The 20,668-nt window shown below is 66.5% G+C and carries 17 protein-coding genes; 8 read left to right on the top strand and 9 right to left on the bottom strand.

Annotated elements, in window-relative coordinates:
• Window positions 1-390, top strand: a 390-nt coding sequence (locus ACFQ4G_RS10355) for an anti-sigma factor (RefSeq protein ID WP_379040132.1), incomplete at its 5' end; no start/stop codon positions are given.
• A gap of 47 nt (window positions 391-437) precedes the next feature.
• Window positions 438-1,235, top strand: coding sequence for a 2-oxo-tetronate isomerase (gene otnI / locus ACFQ4G_RS10350; protein WP_238202442.1), 798 nt, complete (start codon window positions 438-440; stop codon window positions 1,233-1,235).
• Window positions 1,236-1,467: 232 nt separating this feature from the next.
• On the opposite strand, the gene ACFQ4G_RS10345 is transcribed toward otnI, so the two are convergent.
• Window positions 1,468-2,637 carry an alpha/beta hydrolase gene (locus ACFQ4G_RS10345; protein WP_238202439.1) on the bottom strand — a complete coding sequence of 390 codons (1,170 nt, stop codon included), beginning with the start codon at window positions 2,635-2,637 and terminating at the stop codon, window positions 1,468-1,470.
• A gap of 1,175 nt (window positions 2,638-3,812) precedes the next feature.
• Between ACFQ4G_RS10345 and ACFQ4G_RS10340 the strand changes: the two genes are divergently transcribed.
• Together ACFQ4G_RS10340 and ACFQ4G_RS10335 are read left to right on the top strand one after the other, a co-directional pair.
• Window positions 3,813-5,357: a M10 family metallopeptidase C-terminal domain-containing protein gene (locus ACFQ4G_RS10340; RefSeq protein ID WP_238202437.1), complete on the top strand. Its 1,545-nt coding sequence runs from the start codon at window positions 3,813-3,815 to the stop codon at window positions 5,355-5,357.
• A gap of 265 nt (window positions 5,358-5,622) precedes the next feature.
• The gene (locus tag ACFQ4G_RS10335; protein ID WP_238202429.1) at window positions 5,623-6,006 is read left to right on the top strand and encodes a hypothetical protein; all 384 of its coding nucleotides are present in this window, start codon (window positions 5,623-5,625) and stop codon (window positions 6,004-6,006) included.
• Window positions 6,007-6,090: 84 nt separating this feature from the next.
• Here the strand turns inward: ACFQ4G_RS10335 and ACFQ4G_RS10330 are convergent, their stop codons facing one another.
• The 7 genes from ACFQ4G_RS10330 to ACFQ4G_RS10300 all read right to left on the bottom strand — a co-directional run bounded on the left by ACFQ4G_RS10330 (window position 6,091) and on the right by ACFQ4G_RS10300 (window position 15,880).
• Complete coding sequence (locus ACFQ4G_RS10330; protein WP_238202427.1) at window positions 6,091-8,325, bottom strand: xanthine dehydrogenase family protein molybdopterin-binding subunit; 2,235 nt, start codon at window positions 8,323-8,325, stop codon at window positions 6,091-6,093.
• Window positions 8,315-9,361 carry an FAD binding domain-containing protein gene (locus tag ACFQ4G_RS10325; RefSeq protein WP_238202425.1) on the bottom strand — a complete coding sequence of 349 codons (1,047 nt, stop codon included), beginning with the start codon at window positions 9,359-9,361 and terminating at the stop codon, window positions 8,315-8,317. Before ACFQ4G_RS10325 ends, ACFQ4G_RS10330 begins: the two co-directional genes overlap by 11 nt.
• The gene (locus ACFQ4G_RS10320; RefSeq protein ID WP_238202423.1) at window positions 9,358-9,888 is read right to left on the bottom strand and encodes a (2Fe-2S)-binding protein; all 531 of its coding nucleotides are present in this window, start codon (window positions 9,886-9,888) and stop codon (window positions 9,358-9,360) included. The genes ACFQ4G_RS10325 and ACFQ4G_RS10320 overlap by 4 nt, the downstream gene beginning before the upstream one ends.
• 172 nt (window positions 9,889-10,060) lie before the next feature.
• On the bottom strand, window positions 10,061-10,471 hold the full coding sequence (copM, locus tag ACFQ4G_RS10315) for a CopM family metallochaperone (protein WP_238202421.1): 411 nt from the start codon (window positions 10,469-10,471) through the stop codon (window positions 10,061-10,063).
• Window positions 10,472-10,486: 15 nt separating this feature from the next.
• Entirely contained in the window at window positions 10,487-13,627 is a 3,141-nt protein-coding gene (locus ACFQ4G_RS10310) for an efflux RND transporter permease subunit (RefSeq protein ID WP_238202419.1), read from the bottom strand.
• A 12-nt stretch (window positions 13,628-13,639) separates the two neighbouring features.
• Window positions 13,640-15,328 (bottom strand): efflux RND transporter periplasmic adaptor subunit, encoded by a 1,689-nt coding sequence (locus tag ACFQ4G_RS10305; protein ID WP_238202417.1) that lies wholly within the window; start codon window positions 15,326-15,328, stop codon window positions 13,640-13,642.
• A gap of 87 nt (window positions 15,329-15,415) precedes the next feature.
• Window positions 15,416-15,880, bottom strand: coding sequence for a hypothetical protein (locus tag ACFQ4G_RS10300; RefSeq protein WP_379040131.1), 465 nt, complete (start codon window positions 15,878-15,880; stop codon window positions 15,416-15,418).
• Window positions 15,881-15,932: 52 nt separating this feature from the next.
• On the opposite strand from ACFQ4G_RS10300, the gene cobF reads away from it, so the two are divergent.
• Complete coding sequence (gene cobF / locus ACFQ4G_RS10295; RefSeq protein WP_238202415.1) at window positions 15,933-16,691, top strand: precorrin-6A synthase (deacetylating); 759 nt, start codon at window positions 15,933-15,935, stop codon at window positions 16,689-16,691.
• 16 nt (window positions 16,692-16,707) lie between these two features.
• Here cobF and ACFQ4G_RS10290 read toward each other — a convergent pair whose 3' ends face one another.
• A complete protein-coding gene (locus ACFQ4G_RS10290) occupies window positions 16,708-17,289 on the bottom strand; it encodes a PAS domain-containing protein (RefSeq protein WP_238202413.1) in 582 nt (193 codons plus the stop codon).
• A 494-nt stretch (window positions 17,290-17,783) separates the two neighbouring features.
• Here ACFQ4G_RS10290 and ACFQ4G_RS10285 point away from each other — a divergent pair, with 494 nt between their 5' ends.
• The 3 genes from ACFQ4G_RS10285 to ACFQ4G_RS10275 all read left to right on the top strand — a co-directional run bounded on the left by ACFQ4G_RS10285 (window position 17,784) and on the right by ACFQ4G_RS10275 (window position 20,563).
• Window positions 17,784-18,422, top strand: a complete 639-nt coding sequence (locus tag ACFQ4G_RS10285) for a ParA family protein (protein WP_238202411.1) — start codon at window positions 17,784-17,786, stop codon at window positions 18,420-18,422.
• Window positions 18,406-18,711 carry a ribbon-helix-helix domain-containing protein gene (locus ACFQ4G_RS10280; protein WP_238202409.1) on the top strand — a complete coding sequence of 102 codons (306 nt, stop codon included), beginning with the start codon at window positions 18,406-18,408 and terminating at the stop codon, window positions 18,709-18,711. The genes ACFQ4G_RS10285 and ACFQ4G_RS10280 overlap by 17 nt, the downstream gene beginning before the upstream one ends.
• Window positions 18,712-19,108: 397 nt before the next feature.
• A complete protein-coding gene (locus ACFQ4G_RS10275; protein WP_238202408.1) occupies window positions 19,109-20,563 on the top strand; it encodes a septal ring lytic transglycosylase RlpA family protein in 1,455 nt (484 codons plus the stop codon).
• The last annotated feature ends 105 nt before the right edge of the window (window positions 20,564-20,668 follow it).

Genomic DNA, 20,668 nt, shown 5'->3' with positions numbered 1-20,668 from the left:
GCGGCCGGGCTCGCCCTGTTCATCGCCCTCGGGCCCCGCCCCGGCGGGGTCGGCGACACGCGCTACGTCGCCGTGGTCACCAGCGGCGGCGAGGCGCCGGCCATGATCGTCAGCATCGATACGGCGGCGGGCACGGCGCGGGTGCGTCCGGTCGGCGCCGAGGCCCCGGCGGGCCACAGCCTCGAACTCTGGTACGTCGGCGCGGACAAGACACCGAAATCCCTCGGCCTGATCGGCAAGGACGCGGCGCGCCTGCCACTGCCCGCCGGTTCCGAGGATGCGCGACGGGGCGAGGGCGTCTTCGCGGTCTCGGTGGAGCCGCCGAACGGCTCGGCCACCGGCCTGCCGACGGGACCCGTCGTCTATACGGGCAAGCTCATCCGCGATTGAGGACGGCCGACCGAACGCCGTCGGGCTCCGAGAGACACCGAGGCCCCATGCCACGCTTTGCCGCGAACCTGACGCTGCTCTTCACCGAGCACGCTTTCCTCGACCGGTTCGAGGCCGCGGCGCGCGCCGGGTTCGACGCGGTGGAGTTCCTGTTCCCCTACGCGCATCCGCCGGAGGCGATCGCCGTGCGCCTCGCCGCCAACGGGCTCGATCTCGTCCTGTTCAACATGCCGCCGGGGGATTGGGCGGCCGGCGAGCGGGGCCTCGCCGCCCTGCCCGGACGGTTCGACGCAATGGCCGCCGGCGTCGAGACGGCGCTCGCCCATGCGCGGGCGACCGGCTGCCCGCGCCTGCACCTGATGGCGGGCCTGGCCGACCGGCATGACGACCGCGCCAGGGAGGCCTATCGCCGCTCCCTGCGCCACGCCGCAGGGCGCCTCGCGGAGCACGGGCTCGACCTCCTGATCGAGCCGATCAACCGCCGCTCCATGCCCGGCTACTTCCTCGACGACGTCGATGCCGCCGCCGACTTCGTCACGGACCTGCGCGGGGAGGGGCTCTCCAACCTGAAGCTCCAGTTCGACCTCTTCCACTGCCAGATCCTGCACGGCGACGTGACCACGCGGCTCGCGCGCCTCCTGCCGCTGATCGGCCATGTCCAGACCGCGAGCGTACCGGCCCGCCACGAGCCCGGAACGGGCGAAGTGAACGACGCCTTCGTCTTCGCCGAACTCGACCGGCTCGGATATGCCGGGACGGTGGGCTGCGAGTACAACCCGCGCGGGCGGACCGAGGACGGGCTCGGGTGGCTCGACGCCCATTCGGGGCGAAGCGGGCTGGTTTAGGGGGCGGAATCTGGCTGGGGGTATCTGTGGTGTGGGTCTGTTCGCGAGCCACTTAAGTCGCAGGAGGCAGCTCAGATCTTACTGGAAAGCAATCGTTCACGGATTGGATCTTGATGTCACTGGCCGGTGATAGAGACTTGGTTAGCGAAGCATCGGTGCGCGGAACGGACAGCTTGCCGCCGTGGCGCCCCTGATGGAGCGCTTTAACCTTAGCTCAACATGGATTTATTCATCAGACCACGCCACGACTCCTCGCGTAGGGTGTCTTCAAATCGAATGGCAAGATGTACTTGTTCGTCTGTCCGACGCGTGAGCGCGGAACAATCTCGCCCGGTTCTACCCCCATTAGGACTTGCCCGAGATCGTTTCGAACACCAGAAGAATTTAGGAAATAAGAGTGACTCACTGCATCACCCTCTGACGCGATCAGATCAGTACAGTCAACCCAGTAAACATTTTTTGCCAGAACATCCGGTCCGAAAGCCCCCAAGCGAGCAATATGATGGATGAAGTTGTAACTAAAAAATAACGCTCCGTCGGATGCGTTCGTATAGATGGTTACAGTGTCGGAAATTTTTGGCAAGTGCTCCAGAACTGTCTTTTCGCTCAGCGCCGTGTATCGTTCATCTGCTGCGCACAGCACAACGTATCTTAACAATTTAACGTCTAAGAGATCATTTTTTGCATGAGATATACTTTGAACTGCATGAGTCAAAACCTGCGCGCCCATCGAATGCGCGATCAAATCGACCTGCGGACGATTGGCGGACGCTCTATTGAGCAGCATAAGCAACCGACCAAGGAATGGCGCTAGATCAACCCCTGCACCTGGGGCATTCGCCTGATCGTGCCAGTACCCGAATATTTTGTCCTCTGTAGGCCAAGAGAAACACAATATATCTGCCGTTCCGTGCTCATGGGCGAGCTGTGCTGCCGATCTAACAGAAGCCAAGAAAGTATTTCGGTATCCATGTATGAAGAATATTTTGCGGGAAGCGGCGATTCTTGTTGTGCTGTCGTCCGATCGGGCATCTAGAAAATCGTCTACGATCCTGGTCGCCGCATCACCAGTTTCAATAGAGTTGTTCAGCTGAGATAAATTTGCAGAGCGATCAGCAAAACCTTTCGGCTTCAGCGTGCTCGGAATATGCATCCAACCCGCAGCTGTTTGGACAACATCGATCGTTCCACTGACAATCCTGGCCGACCCCTCGCCGGGAAAATCCGAACCGAACAGAGCATCGTCGCCTTTCGCCAACTGATTGCGGTCGGTGATGAAGGAAACGGTCACTCTAGGCTGATTTGTCGCCTGAGACTCGTCCGAAGTGGCGGTGAGGGCCGTAGGAACGTTCGATGACGCCAGTGCGCCGGCTCCAAGCGTGACAGCTCGACAGGTCATCATTGTAGCCTCTCCGATATAGTATGAGCATACGACTTGCGTTTTGACAGTCGAACAACAATTCATAAAAATTCAAATCAAATAATAACGAAATAATTACAAATAAATAAGACTGTCACTATCGCACCAAGGATTTCATTTAGATTATGTAGCCTTCAACTCGCGCATCCCGACGATCACCGCGATATCTCGGCCGCTCGGAAGCAAGCCGTCGCAAACCCATCCACGAGCGACACTCACAGTAGATCCCGGGCGTTTGCCTTTCCTCACCCGTGCATGGTCGCGCCGGAAGGCGGCTGTGTCCGGGACGATTCGATGCCGGGCACCTGTCCATGGCGTCGGGCGCGGCCCGGTCTCCTGTCCGAAGCCGGACCATCTTCAGGCACGGTAAAACATGCCAGCTCGGATATGCCGGGACGGTGGGCTGCGAGTACAATCCGCGCGGCCGGACCGAGGACGGGCTCGGCTGGATGGGCTCGATTTAGTGCTTGCGGAGAACCTCGCCGCAGTATGCCACGGCGGATCACGATGGTCAGGGGCCTCGGACGAGAGCGTAGAGCCGGCGTGCTCCTTCCGCGCGCCCGGTTCCCCAAAGCCCGTTTCCGATCTGAAACGCCGAACAGATGAGGGCATGTCCCTGCACATAGTGGTCGGGTTCCAGAAATATAGATGCAAGAATATTTATGGTATTATCATTTATAAAATGTACGACCAGCAGCTTACAGCTACTTCGCTCTATGCCCGTCGATCGACGGGATACGATGAAGCTTGTTTATAATCTACCATCTCCGTTGCTGCTTATTTAAGGCCGCCGGATATGCGTGCGATGGAAAATCTGAGGCTCAAATATCAGTGATGACTTTTGGTCGAGGCATCTCGAGCCGATGCTTGCGACCACCCGTGATCGCCCTCGTTCCGGACGCAGGCCTCTCACCGGCGCGCGGATCGGGAGCATTCCCGCCGGGCCCGGTCCCGAGCCCCTTTGCGGAAGGACGGCGGCTTTGACACCACTGCGCTGGACTTTCTTCAGCCTCCATCAATCACGTCTCGTGCTAGTCTTCCATGGACCAAAAGATAGTCCGTGATCTGTATTGTTCATGACAGTGCATCATGCTTGAAGGCAGGCGCGGTCGGAGACAACGACTGCTCATCCCATCCCCATCAGGACAGATCCCCCCATGGCCGACCTCTTCCGACCCGTGGCCGTCACCGGGAATCCCGTGGTGGACAGCCTGCTCCTCGGCGGCGCCTGGAACGCCACGACCCTGACCTACGCGTTCAAGGCGCAGGACATCGACGCGAACGGGATCGACGATTTCGACGAGGGCGACTGGAAGGAATTCTACAAGGAGATCTACGACACCGTCAGCGGCTTCGCGAACCTCGATTTCGTCGAAGGCGAGGTGGCTCGGGCCCAGTTGATCCAGCGACTCGATGCCGGCGGCGGCGGCGAATCCGGGACACCCGCTCCCGGCGTCGAATGGCTGGAAACGGCGGTCGGCATCAATCCGGAAAGTGTGGCGGGCTCCGCGGCCGCGGTCCGTCTCGGTACCTTTTCCGAGACCTGGCTCCACGAGATCGGCCACAGCCTCGGCCTCAACCATCCGCATGACGGCGACGTCGGCAAGCTTCCGGGCGTCGTCGGACCGGGCGATTTCGGCACCGGCAACCTCAATTCCCAGATCTACACGGTGATGGGCTATACCTTCGCGTTCTGGGGCGAGGACAACCCGTTCACGCCCCAGCATGACGAGAACACGGCACTGAACGCCCAGCCGGGCTCCTTCGGCGCCATCGACATCGCCACCCTGCAGCACCTCTACGGCGCCCGCGCCCACAAGACCGGCAACGACGTCTACCGCTTCAGCGACGATGTCGATGCCAATCGCGGCTACACCACGATCTGGGACACCGGCGGCGTCGACACCATCACCTATGGCGGATCGAGCGCGGCCAAGATCGACCTGCGCGCGGCGACCCTGAAGGCCGAGATCGGGGGAGGGGGCTGGCTCTCAACCTCTGAGACGCTGACCGGCGGCTTCACGATCGCGAACGGCGTCTCCATCGAGAACGCGAAAGGCGGGTCCGGTGACGATTTTCTCATCGGCAACGGTGGCGCCAACCGGCTCGAGGGAGGGCGCGGCGCCGATGTCATGAGCGGCGGCCTCGGCAACGACATCTACGTCACCGACGGCCGCGACACGATCGAGGAAGGGGCGGGCGGCGGCACGGACAAAGTGCTGAGCAGCGCGAGCCACAGCCTCGGCGCCCAAATCGAGCATCTCCGGCTTCTCGGCAACGCGGCCCTCGACGGCACCGGCAACGCCCTGGCCAACGTGATCACCGGCAATGGCGGCGCTAACATTCTCTCCGGAGAGGGCGGGAAGGACGTCCTGATCGGCGGCGGCGGCGCGGACACCTTCCTGTTCCGCACGAGTCCCGGCACCGGCAACGTCGATCACATCCGCGATTTCTCCCTCGCCGACGACGTCATCGCGCTCTCTGCCAACGTCTTCTCCGCCCTCACGGTCGGCTCGCTGGCCGCATCCGCCTTCAAACTTGTCTCGGCGGGACCGCTCGATGCCGATGACCGGGTCCTCTACGACCGCGACACCGGCATGGTCTCCTACGATGTCGATGGTAGCGGAGCCGGCAAGGCCGTCACGCTCGCGGTGATCGACACGAAAGTGGCGCTGAGCGTCGCAGATTTCCTGGTGGTGTAGAGCGGGTCATGCAAGTTCGGGCAAGGTCATGACGAGTGACCGGCACGGCGCCGAAATCCCGACGCGTCGATCTTCGGCGAAGACGACTGAATCCGGACGCATGAAGACGCCGAAATCCCGCTCTCGACAGTCTCCGGCCGTCCCGTCGACTGTCGACCGACGGGGCATCGGCACTCTGCATTGTAACGGGATCTGAAACTTTCCGGCTCTCTCGATCGTACCGTTCCGAAATCGGGGAATGCCCTCTGCGATTTCGGAGGCACGAATGCGATCGATCGTCGGATTGTTTGCGGTTGCGACTCTCGTTTCCTCGCCCTGCTGCGCCGAGCCGGCGCAGGACCGGCCCTCCGTCGCGGCTCCACCGAGCGTCGCGCCGTCCTCGACCGTCACGGCTCAGCAGCGCCGGGCCGTCAGCGACGAGCGGGCGGCCGAGATCAGGGCGGTCATCGCCGAGGCGCGAAAGCGCCAGGATGGGATCGACCACCAGAACACGAATCTCTGGCTGCGCTGGACCTATGCGGTCTGTCTCGGCTGCGGCCCGATGCCGAGGGCGTTCCGGCCCGTCCGGACGAACCCGCTCCGTGTCCTCGTCGGGATTCCGGCAGCCATGGACGACGCGCGCGATCGGCGGCGAAGTCGCCGGGTCTGAACACGATCGGGCTTCGCGATCCTGTACCGAAACCCTCCGCGATCCGGCACCGAAGCGCTCCGCAATCCGGTACCGAAGCGCCCCTCAATCCAGCAATTTATCGAGGGTGATCGGGATCTGCCGCACCCGGATTCCGGTGGCATGCCAGACGGCGTTGGCGATGGCGCCGGCGGTGCCGACGATGCCGAGTTCGCCCACGCCCTTGATTCCGAGGGCGTTCACGTGCGGGTCGTGCTCCTCCACGAGGATCGCCTCGGCGCTGGGAATGTCAGCATTCACAGGCACATGGTAGTCGGCGAGGCTGGCGTTCATGATCCGGCCGGAGCGCCGGTCCATCACCGCATGTTCATGCAGGGCGAGGGAGACGCCCCAGATCATGCCGCCGTAATACTGGCTGCGCACCAGCCGCGGGTTGACCACCCGCCCCGCGGCGAAGGCACCGACCAGCCGCGTGACGCGGATCTGACCGAGATCCGGATCGACCTTCACCTCCGCATAAACCGCCCCATGTGCATGCATTGCATAGGTTTTTTGCGCTGCCGGGTCGCCCGCGCCCTGGCCCTTGGCCTCCACCGAGGACCGCCCGGCGCGTGCCAGAATCTCGGAAAAACTCTCCGAGCGGGACGGGTCGTCCTGACGGGCGAGACGCCCGTCGGCCGCGGTGAATCCGGCATTTCCGGCCCCGTACAGGGGCGAGTCGGGATCGTTGGTGGCGAGGTCGGCGAGCTGCGCGACCGCCGCCTTCGCGGCGTTGTAGACCGCCATGCCGGATGTCGCCGTGCCGGTGGAGCCACCGGCGAGGCCGCCATTGGGGAGGTTCGATTCGCCGATGCGCAGGTCGATCCGCTCCATCGGCAGTCCGGTCCCGTCCGCCGCGATCTGGGCGAGCACCGTCCAGGCGCCCTGGCCCATATCGTGGGCCGCGGTCTCGATCAGCGCGGTGCCGTCGTCTCTAATCGTCGCCCGCGCCTCGCCCTGGAACATGCCGGCCGGGTAGGTCGCGGTGCCGACGCCCCAGCCGACGAGGAGCCCGTCCCCGTCGCGCATCTGCCGCGGCGCCAGCGGGCGCCGGCTCCAGCCGAACCGCTCCGCCCCTTGCGCGTAGCATTCGCGCAAGGCCTTGGAGGAAAAGGGTTTCCCGGTGATCGGCTCGACCTCGGCGTAGTTCTTCAGGCGCAGGTCCAGCGGGTCGATGCCGAGCTCGTGGGCGAGTTCGTCGAGGGCACTCTCCACCGCCACGCTGCCCGAGGCCTCGCCGGGCGCACGCATGAAGATCGGCGTGCCGATGTCGCCGCGCACACCCTCATGCGTCGTCGCGATGGCCGGGGAGGCGTAGAGGTGGCGGGAGATGATTCCCGACGGCTCGAAGAAGTCGTCGTAGGAGCTGGTCTGCGTCAGCGTATGGTGATGATAGGCGGTGAGCGAACCATCGCGCCTGGCACCCAACGTCATGGTCTGGCGGGTCTCGGCACGGTGGCCGACCGGGCCGAACATCTGCTCGCGCCGGGTCACGAGTTTCACCGGCCTGCCCACGAGCTTGGCCGCCATGATCCCGAGGATCTGCGGCGAGGACAGGAAGCCCTTCGAGCCGAAGCCACCGCCGAGATAGTGGCTGACGATGTGAATGTTCTCCGGCGGGATGCCGAAAAGGCCCGCGAGCCGACCCTTGGCGACCCAGAGCGCCTGGGTCGGCGTGTAGAGGGTCAGCCGGTCGCCGTCCCATTTGGCCACGGTGGAATGCGGCTCCAGGGCGTTGTGGTATTGCGCCGCCGTGTCGTAGGTGGCGGTGATGCGGGCCTCGGCCGCGTCCATCCCCGCCGCGACGTCGCCGATCCCTTCCGACGTCGCGGAGCCGGCGCCAATCGTGCCCGGCACGAAGGGCTTGCCGGAATCGAGCCCCACATGCGGGGTCTCGGGGGCGTAGCGCGGGGAGAGCAGGGCGGCGCCCTCGGTGGCGGCCTCCAGCGTCGTCGCGATCACCACCGCGATCGGCTGATTGGCGTAGCGAACCTCGTCGTTCTGCAGCAGGTTCAGTCGGAAGGCGAAGGGGTTGTCCTTCTCGTCCGGGGATTTTGCGAGCTTCGGCGCATTCTCCGGGATCATCACGGCCTCGACGCCGGGATGGGCCCTGGCCGCCGCGACATCGAGATGCGTGATCCGGCCTTTGGCGATGGTGCTCACCGCCATGACGGCGTGCAGCATCCCGTCCGGCCTGAAGTCGGCGGTGTAGCGGGCGGCACCCGTCACCTTGGCCTCGCCGTCCCTGCGGGTCGCGGGCTGGCCGATGGAAGCGCCGTGGCGCACGCGCTCAGGCGTCATGGTTCGCTCCCGAGAAAGGGCTGGCGGGCAAGGCGGGCAGGCGACCCGGCGTGCCGGACAAAGCAAGGGACAGGGCGCGCCGGACGACACGCCGCGCGAGTTCGATCTTGGCTGCGTTGTCGCCGGAAGGCTTCGCCTCTTCGAGCGCCTTGGCGGCAGCTTCGGCGAACAGATCAGGGCTTGGCTCCCGGCCGGCCAGATGGTTTTCCGCCTCGCGCGCCCGCCAGGGCTTCAACGCGACGCCACCGAGCGCGATCCGCGCCTCCACGATGCGTCCCGCCTCGATCCGCAAGGCGGCGGCGGCCGAGACCAGGGCGAAGGCGTAGGAGGTCCGCTCGCGTACCTTGAGATAGCGCGAATGGCCCGCGAAGGCGGTCGCCTCGGGAGGCAGCCTAACGGCGACGACCAGTTCTCCCGGCGCGAGCTCGGTCTCTCGCTCGGGATGCTCGCCCGGCAGAGTGTGAAAATTCTCCAGCGGGACCTCGCGGGCGCCGTTCGGGCCCTCGATCTCGACCACGGCGTCGAGGGCGGCCAGCGGCACGCAGAAATCGGACGGATGGGTAGCGATGCAATGCTCGCTCCAGCCGAGGATCGCATGCGTCCGCGTTTCCCCTCCGATCGCCTCGCAGCCGGCCCCCGGCTCGCGCTTGTTGCAGGCGCTGGCGGGGTCGTAAAAATACTGGCAGCGCGTGCGTTGGAGGACGTTGCCCGCGGTTGTCGCCGCGTTGCGGAGCTGTGCCGACGCGCCCGAGAGCAAGGCCTCGGCCACGGCCGGATAGGATCCGGCGAAGGCAGGATCATGGGCGAGCGCGCTGTTGCGCACGAGGGCGCCGATCCGGGATGCGCCATCTGGCAGTCGCTCGATCGCGCCGAGGCCCGGCAGGCGCGTGATGTCGACGATCCGCTCAGGGCGGGATAGCCCACCCTTCATCAGGTCGAGGAGATTGGTGCCGGACGCGAGATAGGCAGTGCCGGGCCTAAAGCCGGCGACCGCCTCGGCCACCGACGAGGCGCGCACATAATCGAACCGGTTCACGCCGCATCCTCCTGAACGTAGCCGCCGGGCAGCACGTCGGGGCCGGTCATGACCCCGTGGGCCGCCAGAACCGCCTCGGTGATGCCGGCATAGGCGCCGCAGCGGCAGAGGTTGCCGCTCATGCCCTCGCGGACACGTTCGGGATCGTCTCCCGCATGGCCCTCCTGGATCAGGCCGACCGCACTCATGATCTGACCCGGCGTGCAGAATCCGCACTGGAACCCGTCATGGGCGAGAAAGGCCGCCTGGACCGGATGCAGCCCGTCGGGGCCGGCCAGCATTCCCGCCAGGCCCTCGATCGTGGTGATCGAGCAGCCGTCATGGCTCGCCGCCAAGGCGAGGCAGGAATTCACACGCATGCCGTCGACGAGGATGGTGCAGGCGCCGCACTGCCCCCGGTCGCAGCCCTTCTTCGAGCCGGTGAGGTCGAGTCGCTCGCGCAGCAGATCCAAAAGCGTCACTCGCGCATCCTCGAGGACGAGGCTGTGGAGCGCGCCGTTCACAGTCAGGGTGAGGGGAATGCTCATGGCCGAGTCGCCTCCTGCCGGTTTCGCGGAGTCAGTCTGGAGACATTCCAGATAGCTCCGCGATCGACCGAGACCAGGGGGCATACGGCCAAGGACTCGGATTGCGCGTCTCCGCGCCGGGCAAAGTCTTCGATCCAGGGCAATCCGCCGCCTCGGACGAAGGGGCGCCGTCTCACTTCTTCGCAGGCTCCGTCCGCTTCAGGATCGCCTGCATCTGCCCGATCTCCGATTCCTGCGCCTTGAGGATGCCCTCGGCGAGCGTGCGGACCTCCGGGTCCTTCGAGTACTGGAGCGCGATCTTCGCCATCTCGATGGCGCCCTTGTGATGCGGGATCATGCCGGCGGCGAAGTCGCGGTCGACATCGCCGGAATAGCGGATTTCCATGTCGCCATGCATGCGCATGCTCGCTTCCTTGAAGGCACGCGTCGCCGGAGTATCGGCGGTCCTGCCCTTCGCCGGCGCCTTCGCGCCGTGGTCGACATCGTGGGTGGTCCCGTCCGCATGACTGTGCTCGGCGGCCAGGCCTGGGCCGGGGAGAGCGACCGCGAGGGCGAGGATCGCGGCGAGGGCTGTCGGCTTCATCGGGTGTTTCCTTGTTCAGAACGTTGCGGGAGCGGAAGAGGTGGCCGCGTTCGCGGAGGAGGCGGCCTCGTTGCCCGAGGCGTCCTGCAATCGCGCGAAAGCGGGGCCGCCGAAGCGCAGCATCAGGACCGGCGTCAGCACGGCGTCGAGGAGCGTCGCGCTGATCAGGCCGCCGAAGATCGTCACCGCGACGGGATGTAGGATCTCCTTGCCCGGTGCGGTCCCGTCGACCAGCAGCGGCACCAGGGCGATGCCGGCGGCGAGCGCCGTCATCAGCACCGGCACGAGGCGCTCGTTGCTCGCCCGCAGGACGAGAGCGGGGCCGAAAGGCAGGTTCTCGTTGAGGCCGAGATTCAGCACGTGGCTGATCTTCAGGATACCGTTGCGGGCGACGATGCCGGTGAGCGTCACGAAGCCGATCATCGAGGCCACCGAGAGCGGCAGGCCGGCGATGGTGAGGGCGACCACGCTGCCGATGAGAGCGAGCGGCACGTTGCCCATGACGATGAGGGCCAGAACGCCCGAGCGGTAGCGGCTCGCCAGCAGCGCGAAGACCAGGGCGAAGGAGACGAGGCCCAGGAGCCCGATCCGGCGGGTCGCTTCCCCTTGCGCCTCGAACGCGCCTTCGAGCCGTGCGCTGATTCCCTCCGGCAGTCTGGTCCGGGCCAAGGCATCCGCGATGGCGGCGGCCACCTTCGAGCCGTCCGAGCCCGGCACGGTGTTGGCCTGGACCACGATGCGCCGGCGGCCGTTCTCGCGCAGGATCTGGTTGGGACCGTCGCGCTCGGCGATGTCGGCCAGCGCATGGGCCGGCACCCAGCCGGACGGCGTCTCGATGAGGAGTTTGCGCAGGGCTTCCATGGAGCGGCCGCTCTCGGGCAGGCGCAGCACCACGTCGAAGCGGCGCAGGCCATCGACGAGGGTCGAGACCACGCGACCGTTGGCGAGCTGGCCCACCGTCTCCACCACCGTTGCGGGGGAGACGCCGTAGAGAGCGGCCTTGGCCGGGTCGACCTGCACCTCGATCTGGGGAACGCGCACCTGTCGCTCGACCTGGAGGTCGGCGACTCCCGGAATGCCGGACAGTGTCGCGCGCAGGGATTCGGCGGTGCGACGAAGCGCATCGAGATCCTCGCCGAACAGCTTTAGGGCGATTTCGGCCCTGACGCCGGAGAGCATGTGGTCGAGCCTGTGAGAGATCGGCTGGCCCACATTCACCGTGACCGGAAGGATCGTGAGCCGATCCCTGATGTCGGCGACGATGGCCGAGCGTTCGCGCCCGCCGGGTTTCAGGCGGATTTCCAAGTCGGTGGAGTGGACGCCCTCGGCATGCTCGTCGAGTTCGGCGCGCCCGGTGCGGCGTCCGACCTTGTCCACCTCGGGGATGTCCAGGAGCAAGCGCTCGGCGATGGCGCCGACACGGGCGGATTCGGCGAGCGAGATGCCGGGAGTGAAGGTCGTGGTGACCGTGAACGAGCCCTCGTTGAAGGTCGGCAGGAAAGCACGTGGCAAGCGTCCAGCGCCATAGCCGGCGGCGGCCACGGCGAGGATCGCGCAGGTGATGGCGAGGCGCTGATGGGCGAAGGCCGTCTCGACGAGTCGCCCGTTGGCGCGCTTGAGGCCGCGGATCAGCCGGCTCTCGGGATGGTCGAGGCTCTTGAGGCCGGGGAGAAGCCACGAGGAGAGGGCAGGTGTCAGGGACAGCGAGACCACGAGGCTCGACAGGATGGCGATGATGTACGCCTGTCCCAACGGCGCGAACAGCCGGCCCTCGATCCCCGACAGGGCGAAGAGCGGCACGAAGACGAGGCAGATGATGATCGTGGCGTAGACGATGCCGGAGCGCACCTCGTTCGAGGCGTCGACGATCACGGCGAAGGACGTGCGGGGCGAGCCCTCCGCGCGGTTGTCGCGCAGGCGCCTCAGGATGTTCTCCACGTCGACCACGGCATCGTCCACCAACTCGCCGATGGCAATGGCGAGGCCGCCGAGCGTCATCGTGTTGATGGAGAGGCCCAGCAGGGAGAATACCGTTGCGGTGGCGAGGATGGAGACGGGGATCGCAGCGAGCGAGATCAGCGTGGTCCGCACGTTCATCAGGAAGGCGAACAGCACCACGGCCACCACGGCCACGGCCTCGATCAGCACCGTGACGACGTTGCGAAGCGATGTCTCGATGAAGTCCGCCTGCCGGAACAGGACGCTGTCGGCGACGATCCCGTGAGGCAGGGAAGGCCCGATCTCCTTGAGCGCCGCCTCGACCTCCCGGGTCAGGCGCACGGTGTCGATGCCCGGCTGCTTCTCGATGGAGACGACTACGGCGGGCTGGCCCATGAAGCCGCCGTCGCCGCGTTTCGGCCTTGCCCCGAAGGCGATGTCGGCGACCTGCCGCAGGTAGACCGGACCACCCGGAGTCGTGACGACGAGGTTGCGCAGGTCGTCGAGATCGGTGGTGCGGCCGAGCGCCCGGATCAGGACCTCGCGCCCGCCGGTCTCGGAATAGCCGCCGCCGGCATTGCCGCCGTAATTCTGGAGGGCGCGGGCGAGGGCCTCGTCGGTGACGCCGAGCGCCCGCATGGCGGCGGGATTGGGCGCGACCCGGAACTGGCGGACCTCGCCGCCAATGGGGATCACCTGCGCCACGCCGGGGATCGAGAGCAGGCGAGGGCGCAGGGTGAAATCGGCGGTCTCGCGCACCTGCATTGGGGTCGCGGTCTTCGACGTGACGGCGACCAGCAGGATGCCGCCCATGATCGAGGAGACCGGTCCCATCTGCGGGATCACGTTGGGCGGCAGCTCCGAGCGTGCCAGCGCCAGCCTCTCGTTGACGAACTGCCGGTCGCGGAACAGGTCGGTGTCCCACTCGAACTCCACCGTGACGATGGACAGGCCGATGCCCGAGACCGAGCGCACCCGGCTCACGCCGGGCAGACCGTTCATGCGGGTCTCGATCGGGTAGGTCACCCGCTGCTCCACCTCGGTGGGGGCGAACCCCTCGGCCTCGGTCAGGATCGTGACGGTGGGCCGGTTGAGATCGGGGAGCACGTCGACGGGCAGGTGCGCGAGGGACAGCGCGCCGGTGAGCACCAGCGCGAAGGCGAGGGCCAGGACGAGCAGACGGTTGCGCAGGGATTGCGCGACGATGAGGCCGAACATGGGTCTGCCTCCTCAGCGGATCTGGTCGAGAAGCTCGGCGCCCTGGACGACCACGCGCCGTCCCGGCTCCAGTCCGCCGGCGATGAGCGTCCGTTCGGCATCGAGGGGATCCGTGCGGACCTGCCGCGCCACGAAACGCTCGGCCCCCACATGCTCGTAGACGACGCTGCCGCCCTCGGCCCGGAGGATGCCGGAGCGCGGCACCGCCAGTCCGGTCCGCTCCCCCGTCAGCGGGGCGTGGACGGTGACGAACTGCCCGAGCCGCAGGCCGGCCGGATCGCTCGCCACCGCGAACTGCACCGGCACGGCCTGGTTGCGGTCGGCGAGACCGGCGCCGCGATAGGTCAGCGCCATGCTGCGTCCGTCGCCGAGCCGGGCCGTGGCTGCGCCCTCGGGCGCCAGCGCCTCGAAGCTCAGAGCCTCGACCCAGAGTTTCGCCGGATCGACGATGCGGAAGACGACGGTACCGGGGGCGGCCATGGCGCCAGCCGTTGCTGTGGCCTCGGCGATGACGCCGTCCACCGGCGCGACCAGTGCCTCGGGCGAGCCGCGGACCGCATCGAGGGCGGCGCGGCGGTCCTTCAGGCCGTCGCGCTCGGAACGGGCATCGTCGAGCTGGGTCTGCGCGACGGCGCCCGTCCCGGCAAGCCGCTCGAACCGGATCACGCGCCGGTCGAGGATCGCGATCTGCTGGTCGAGCTCGCCCTGGCGCTGGCGCATGTCGGAGACGTCCACCGCCTGGACCGGCGGGGTGACGGTGGCAAGCACCTCGCCGCGCTTCACACGGGTTCCGAGGCGGGGGAAACCGTTTTCCGGAGGTGCCAGACGGCCGCCGACCGAGGATTGCACTACGCCGCTGGCATTGGGATCGGCGATGACCCGGCCGGGCAGGGCCACGGTACGGGCCACGCTCTCCGTCGCCGTCATGGCGGTGCGCAGGACGAGGAGCCGCTGGAGCGATTTCGGCACGAAGATCGACCCATCCGCCAGGCGCTTGGCCCTGTCGGCACCGCCCGAGAGCGGGGTCGCCATCATTCCGCCCTCGGCCGGCGCGGAATCGTGGCCTTCATGGGCGAGAGCGGCGCTGCCCAGCACGATCGTCGCCGTGACCGCCAGGACGACGACGATGGGGATCGTGCGCCGACGCCGGAACAGGACGACGGCGCCGAGGCCGAGAAGGAAGCCTCCGGCGGCGGTGACGGAAGGCGGCTGGTGCCCCAGGCGCTCGACCAGCGAGACGGTGGCCGGTGTCTCGGACGTCGCCGCCACGCCTTTGGCGGGCGGGAGGTCGAGATCGAGGGAGAGGATGTCGGTGCTGCCCTCCGCCGTCACCGCGACGATGAGGTCGTGATGCTCCGCCTCCTCGAGCCAGGGCGCCGGGAGCCGGTAGGTGCCGTCGGCCTGGATCTCGGCCTTCCTGCGCCCGTCCGGCGTCGAGAGGGCGAGGGTGGCCTCGGTGACCGGGGCGTTGGTCTCGAACGCGTCGAGATGGAAGACGAGGTCGTGGCCTTGCACGGTGGCGACGAGTTCGTAGCGTTCCGACTTCGCTTCCGCTCTCGGTGCCGCCGCGGTGACCGGCAGGAGCGGGGCCTCGTCGCCGTGGGAATGCCCCTCATGGGAAAGAGCCGCGCTGGACAGGCCCGCCCAGGCAACGGCGCACGCTGCGACGAGGCGCAGGGCGACCGGGAAAACGATGGACATGATGTGAGAAACCTCAACGCCGCTGAAGCAGGGAAGGCGGTTCACACGACGCCGGCAGGCAGCCGGGCGTGGAACGCCGTCGTCACGTCAGGCGAAGGGTCTCGGTGGTTCGGAAGGTGAATCCGGGGCAACGTCCGTCCGGGCGGAGATGGGCCCCGCCGGAACCGGATCGGTCAAGCCGCGAGCGGTGGCGGCATCCCCCTCGGTCGGTGCCAAGCCAATGGCGCAGCAACAGGCGGCTCCGCAGGAAGCAGTGCAGCAGGGGCCGGAACAGCCGGAATGATGCTCGGCGCGCAAGACGAACATAGTCATGCGCATGCCGGATCTGGCGATGTCCGCGCCGCGGACCGCCTTCGCGTCGAGGGAGATCGAAGCCTGGACCCCTACGACGTGAGCGCCGCCATCATGTCGATGGCCCGAATGGGCGCTCGCGGGCGACGACATGCAGAAGCCGGCGATCGAGACGATCACCGCCATCAGCCAGAGCGCAAGGCCCCGGTTCGGATTCCGCCGGTCGAGTTTCATGTCGACGACGAGCGTAGCATAAGGCATGCGCTCGCAACAGGGCCGATCGCAGGCGGTCGTGTGTCAGGAGGCTTCACCCGTGAGACAGATCCTCGTGATCGGAATCGGCACCGGCAATCCGGAGCACGTCACGATCCAGGCGATCCGCGCCTTGAACACGGTGGATGTGGTCTTCGTCCTCGACAAGGGAAAAGAGAAGGCCGACCTCGTCGCCCTGCGCCGGGAGATCTGCGAGCGCTACATCGAGGAACGACCCTATCGCATCGTCGAGGCTCAGGACCCGGAGCGCGACCGGAACCCGACCGATTACGGCGTCGCCGTGGAGGATTGGCACGGCGCCCGCGCAGCTCTCTACGAGGCGATGATCGAGCGCGAACTCGGTGAGGACGGGTGCGGCGCCTTCCTGGTCTGGGGCGATCCCTCGCTCTACGACAGCACCCTGCGGATCATCGACCGGATCGTGGCGCGGGGACGCCTCTCCTTCGACCATCGGGTGATCCCCGGCATCACCAGCGTCCAGGCCCTGGCGGCCAGTCACCGTATCGCCCTCAACCGCATTGGCGCGCCGGTGCAGATCACCACCGGGCGGCAGATCGCCGGAGGCCTTTCCGCGGATGCCGACACGACCGTAGTGATGCTCGACGGCGACCCGACCTTCGCCCATCTCGACCCGGATCTCACGATCTATTGGGGCGCCTATCTCGGGAGCGATGACGAGATGATCCTGTCGGGCCGTCTCGGCGACGTCGCCGCCGAGATCCGGCGTATCCGGGCCGAGGCGAGGGCCCGCCACGGCTGGATCATGGACACCTATCTCCTGCGCCGGCCCATCCAATAGGCGGCACGCCGCGTACCTAATGGCTGCGCCGTCGCTCCCCTCTTTCGAGATGGCCGGCAAGGGTGAAGCCGATTTCCCGCATCAGGGATTCGAGAAGCGAGACCAGTCGCGGCTGGTGGAGGCCGGCGGCGAGATCGTGCAGGGCGATGGCGTGTTCCGCCATGCGGTTCACTGCCTGCTCGGCGTGCCGTTCCGGTCGGTTCTGGTCGGCGCTCTCCTCGGTATGATCGATAGCGATGCCGAGGCCTCTGATCCGCCGACCGGATCCATCGCGGAAGATCCGTCCACGGAAACCGAGTCGGCGTTCGCCGCAAACCGTCCGGAAGGCGATCTCGAAGGTGCCGCCGGCCTCGATGGAGGCATGCAGGGCGTTTTCCACGCGAAGCCGGTCCTCGTCGAGGATCGTCGCCAGGAAGACGTCGCGCGGTATACCCGCCGCTGCGGTGTCCGGTGCGAGACCGAGCACGTCCGCGAGGGCGGTGGAGACCGCGATACGGTCGGCCCAGACGTCGTGGGTCCAGACGCCCACGACCCCCGACGCATCGAGCGCGGCCAGTATGCGGTCCGTGTCGTCTAGGGGGCTCGTGCGCCGAGGCATGAATCTCCTGAACCGCCGAGATGGGCGTTGAAGATGAGGTGCATGGGGGTGAGTCGACCGGTGGCGACGCTTCGAAACGCTCTCGATCGCAGCAGTCGATTTTTACCTGAGGTTTAAAAATCATCCGATGGCCGTCACGGATTTCCGTAATCTAATGGCGAATTCGGCCGTTAGAAAGAGGATAACACGCAGAGCGGGAATAAATAGGCAACTTGAGATTGATAAACGCTCAGATTCGGCTTGGCTGCGGCCGTCACGGATGATGCGCTTCGATCCCTGGATCACGGCATCCTGCGATGCCCGGGCGGCGCCTTAACTCTTGGTTAACCATGATCCGCCAAACACCGAGATCAGGGTATCCTGGTGTCACAGGACAGCGGCTTCGGGCGCATCCGGTGGCGGTCCGAGGCGGGTGGCTCGATCGGCCGTTCGTGCCGATGGATCGCCAGGGCACGGCGGGACACGACACCTCAGGACGAGAAAAGGGCGCCAGGATGAAAGCCATCACCTTCGTCACCCAAAAGGGGGGCAGCGGGAAGAGCACGTTGTGCATCTCCCTGGCCGTTGCGGCGCAGGAGCGCGGCCTGTCGGTCTGCATTCTCGAGATGGATCGCCAAGCGACGATCAGCGACTGGCTCGATCACCGCACGGTGGACGGCCCGGAGGTCGCGCAGATCGATGCGACGCAGATCGATGCCGTCATGGCCCAACTCCGGCAGTCGGCCTACGACTACGTTTTCATCGATACGCCCGGCGTCGATTCCACCGGGACCCTCTCCGCGATCCGCGCGGCCGACCTCTGCATCATCCCCTGCCGCCCCACTCCGGCGGATCTGCGCGCCTTCAAGCCGACCCTGGCCGCAGTCTATCGCCTGGAGAAGAAGTTCGCCTTCGTGCTGAACCAGACCCCACCACGCTCCTATCGCATCCGCGATGCGGCCGACGGCCTCGCCGTACTGGGCATCCTGCCCGACGTGAACATCGTCGCGCGCACCGATCACCAGGATGCGATCGGCGTCGGCCAGGGCGTCACCGAGTTCAATCCCAAGGGCCAGGCCGCCGCCGAAGTGCGCAAGCTGTGGACTTGGATCGAGAAGCGGATGCAGGTCATCAAGCATGCCAAAGCCGCCTAGGCCGAGCCTCGCCTCCATCGTCGCGGCATCCGTTCCGCCGACCAGGACCGCCGACATTGTCAAGCTCGATACGGGACATGCCCCGGCCCGAAAGGTGCCGAGCACCCTGAAAGAGCGAGCCCGGCAGATGTCGGTCTATCTGGAGCCGCCGGTCTACGATCAGCTTCGAGACCTCGCTCATACCGAGCGCACCAAAATGCACGCGCTCATGCTCGAAGCCCTCGACCTGCTGTTCAAACAGCGGGGGACGATCTCGATCGACGGGCTCAACGAACCGCATCAGCGCTGACATCCCGCCTCCTGCCGGTACCCAAGCATCGGCGGGAGAAAATGAATATCAATGAGGGGTTTGGCTGTAGAACTTGATCTGCCGTGGCAGCTTTCGACATTGGCTCGATGTCTGTCGGAACACGGTGCGGGACGACGATATGCACATCCACCCGAACACTATTTTTGCTAGATATGCGGATCTTTAAGACCGTCCTCTCATGCGTTTGATGAAGGAGCGATGATTGGCGTAGCCGCTCATCGGCGTCGTTCAGGTTTCCTTTACGTCGACACGACAATTGTCTGTGCAATCGAGGGTCGCCTTTCCGAGGCGGTCTGCGACGGCCGGACCGGATCGCTCTTCCGTCCTCTCGGCCCGTATCGCGTGTGTTGAGAGCGAGAGTGCTGGGCGGTTCGGTATGGCGCGTTCGACGAAGGCCGGATCGGCTCAAACGGCGGGCGTACCGCTGCTGCGCCTCCTCGCCGTGTCCGTGGTGGCTCTGACGACCGCGAATTGTGCGCAGAACACCCAGAAGCTCGCCGGGCCAGCCGGCTTCTCCTCGTCTTCCTACGATCCGAAATATGGCGTGAAGGCCAGTCCGCGCCTGTACAAGGAGGGCGATGCCATTCCCAAGGGAGGCGGCCGCCGCTTCTCGGGAAAGCCCTATGTTGTGGCGGGGCGCACCTATGTGCCGCGCGACGATGCCAAGGGCTACGTCCGCGAGGGTCTCGCATCCTGGTATGGCAGCGCCTTCCACGGCCGGATGACCGCCAATGGCGAGGTGTTCGACCGCCATTCCATCGCGGCCGCCCATCCGACCCTGCCGTTGCCGAGCTATGTCCGGGTGACCAACCTCTCGAACCGCCATTCGATGATCGTGCGCGTCAACGATCGTGGACCCTATCACGCCAATCGCGTCATGGACGTGTCGGAGGAGGTGGCCCAGGCCCTCGAATTCCATCGCAGCGGCACAGCCAAGGTGCGGGTGGAATATGTCGGAAAGGCCTCCACCGCCGGCAGCGACGACCGCAAGCTGATGGCGACCCTGCGCACCGACGGCGCGCCCGCCAGCGTCGGCGGCCGCTCGCCGGTGATGATGGCCGATCTCGGACCCGATGCCGAGCCTGAGCGTTTCGAGCGCGCGCAGCGTCCTGCCCTGGCCTTCAAGCCTGCGGTTGAGGACGATGACGCTGCTCCCCCGTCCCGTCCCCTCCGGTCGGCGCCGGTGCTGGTGGCAGGCGGTTCCCACGTCGCCGTGCCGGCGGCCCTGCAGCCCACGGCCATCCGGCCGAACGGGTTCCAGCCGACCATCCCCGCGCGGTCGGCCTCCCCGATGCAGATGGCCCACGCGATTTCGAAGGATGCCGGTCAGAAGGGTAGGGGGTCGGCACCGCTCGATATCGCACCGCCCGCGACGCGCCTCGCGTCGGGTTCCGCGCCCGCGAACGGCTCGGGTTCCAGGCGCGGCGTCGCATCGCCTGCCGAGCCGAAGATGCTCCAGGCCAAGTCGGCCAGTTCAAATCCGAGGACCCAGGTCGCTCAGCTGCCGGTCCCGTCGCGCGGCACGGCCCTCCCCATGGTCGGCCGCGCCGGCCCCGTCGTGAAGACGGCGGTCGCCGTACCTCCTGTCCGCCCCGTGGCCCCGCATGTCGCCGTCGCAGGCCTGCGACCCGCACCACTTCCCTCGGGTCCGCTAGGGACGGCCAAGGCCGGAATCGCCAAGCTCTCCGTGCCGCCGGCGGGCACCAAGCTGGCGAGTTCCCAACCCGCCAGCGCCCAATTCGGACGTGGCAAGCCGTCCGCCCCGGTGGTCGCCACCGCTGCGGCGAAACCGGCCCAGGCGCGCCGCTCGCGCATCGCAGAGGTCAATTAGGCTGAAGCCAAAGAGGGAGGTTTCCCGCCTGCAGAGGCGGTTGCGGCAACATGCTTGCTCTATGGGCCGGCTTCGCCTTCCCGTTGGAAAACAAAGCCGCCACCA

This window comes from Methylobacterium marchantiae, from assembly GCF_042679825.1.
GTDB classification, from domain to species: Bacteria; Pseudomonadota; Alphaproteobacteria; order Rhizobiales; family Beijerinckiaceae; genus Methylobacterium; species Methylobacterium marchantiae.
Note: the sequence above shows the minus strand (reverse complement) of the source record. Positions and strands in the feature narration are given on the sequence as shown.